Annotated in this window: 3 protein-coding genes and 1 pseudogene; all 4 read right to left on the reverse strand. The window is 41.0% G+C overall.

Translation table 11 applies throughout. From position 1 onward, the window contains the following. A pseudogene (locus CXF78_RS21895) lies at window positions 1-90 on the reverse strand (replication protein RepA); the annotation flags it as partial. Then, the gene (locus tag CXF78_RS16650) at window positions 77-745 is read right to left on the reverse strand and encodes an AAA family ATPase (RefSeq protein WP_011637885.1); all 669 of its coding nucleotides are present in this window, start codon (window positions 743-745) and stop codon (window positions 77-79) included. The pseudogene CXF78_RS21895 and the gene CXF78_RS16650, both read right to left, overlap by 14 nt. A 102-nt stretch (window positions 746-847) precedes the next feature. Further along, window positions 848-1,150 (reverse strand): PilZ domain-containing protein, encoded by a 303-nt coding sequence (locus tag CXF78_RS16655; RefSeq protein ID WP_011637884.1) that lies wholly within the window; start codon window positions 1,148-1,150, stop codon window positions 848-850. A 258-nt stretch (window positions 1,151-1,408) separates the two neighbouring features. Further along, window positions 1,409-1,700, reverse strand: a 292-nt coding sequence (locus CXF78_RS16660) for a phosphate-starvation-inducible protein PsiE (protein WP_102037402.1), incomplete at its 5' end; no start/stop codon positions are given.

A 1,700-nucleotide genomic window follows, 5' to 3' on the forward strand; every position in this document is an offset into this window, starting at 1 on the left:
ATAATTATTAGCATCTTCGATAAAGTCGTCTACAGATACCTTTACTCGGGTATCTTTGGGTTTCTTGCGCTTAAGATCAGTTAAACTCATAACTATTTTCTGGTGGGATGGCAAATAGCTCATCGGCAATGGCTCTAATTTCATCTGCCGCTTTACCGCTAGGATCGATTTCAAGCACTGAAGAGCCGCTTTCTTCGCTGTCATCATAGATGTTGCGACTAAACGTCACTGAATTGAGTGCACGCAAACCAAATGACTCAACCACTTCCTTGGCCTCTAAAATACGTTTACCTTGAGACGGCAGTGCAGGACATTGTGTTATCACAATGGCGGCAATCATTTTAGGATTGACCATTTTACAAGTACTGAGCATGTCTTCCATATGAGGTAAGGTTTTAAGGTCACGTCGCTTAGGACGAAGTGGGATGACAACATAGGTAGCAACAGACATGGCGGCTCGCATTGCTAGGTTATCCTGGCCACCACAATCAACAATGACATAGTCAAACCGATCATTAAGACTCAGTAGATCATTACGGATTTTTCCATAAAGCTGAATACAATTGATGGCTTTTAGGCTGGGGTCATTATTACGAGCTTGGATCCAGTCGGATGTGGTTCGTTGCGGATCGCAGTCAACCATAAGTACATTAGCATCATGTTTCTGGCTAATATGTACGGCAATATTTTGTGCTAAACAGCTTTTGCCACTGCCACCTTTTTCTCCACCAACCAGCAATATCATGTTGTGATCCTTGATGCTAGGCGCTTTGTAGCACCAAAAATATTGTTTAGTATTTTATCTTGAGTATAGAGCAGTCATAGGGGGCTGCATGAAAATAATCAATTAAATTAACTGTAAAGCAATATGGAAACTATAAGGTGAGCATTCGGTGCAACGGCAAACTTGGCCTTTTATGGTATTTTGTTTGTCGGTGTTTTCATTGAAGGTTAAGGCTATCAAATCACCCACTTTAAAAGAGGTTTTAAAGTCAAATAGCACCCCTTTGCGAGCAAGGTCGATGCAAATACCATAGTCGACACATGATTCACCATGAGTATTAATCCAATCTAGGCGGATCCGCTCTGCTTCCATATCTACACGCAACGAACCGCGTTTTTCTTCGAATCCTGTTGGCTCTTGGCCCATCCTGTTTCTCCTTGAAATGATCCATCTAACGGCATCTTGATCTGTTGTTTGGCGATCGTTCATCATAATGACTACAGATGCCGAATGACCGTTAGCCTTACAGCAATTCTATTGTTTAGCTCATTATTGCCGAATTACTATTATTTAACTTTCTGCTCTCTAGTAATTTTTAGCATAACTGCTTTGTTAAGCAAGACAAAATTACGATTATAATGCTGAGTCTTCGACACTCGGTATGTTGAGTGGCAGTTAAGATGATTAATTATCGTAGTCCTGATTTTTAGGGTAAGGCATTTTCAACTGACCCCAACGGATCACAATTACCGTGCCAGCCAGTAAAATCGTCGACAGTGAAATGGCTAAAATACGCCAATCTTCCATGCCTTTCATGTCTAAAATCAAGTATCGAGCCAAAGCCACAATCGCAATATAGAGTGGCATACGAATAGGCAGTTTACCTGATTCAATATAATTAACGACCATCGCTAAAACTTCAAGATAAATGAACAGCAACAGTAAATCTGCCAGTTCGACGGTTCGAATGGCAATC

The organism is Shewanella sp. 11B5, assembly GCF_002836795.1.
GTDB lineage: Bacteria > Pseudomonadota > Gammaproteobacteria > Enterobacterales > Shewanellaceae > Shewanella > Shewanella frigidimarina.

Coding starts and splice junctions, on each gene's coding strand:
- CXF78_RS16650 (WP_011637885.1), bottom strand. CDS start 745: ATGATATTGCTGGTTGGTGGAGAAAAAGGTGGCAGTGGCAAAAGCTGT.
- CXF78_RS16655 (WP_011637884.1), bottom strand. CDS start 1,150: ATGGGCCAAGAGCCAACAGGATTCGAAGAAAAACGCGGTTCGTTGCGT.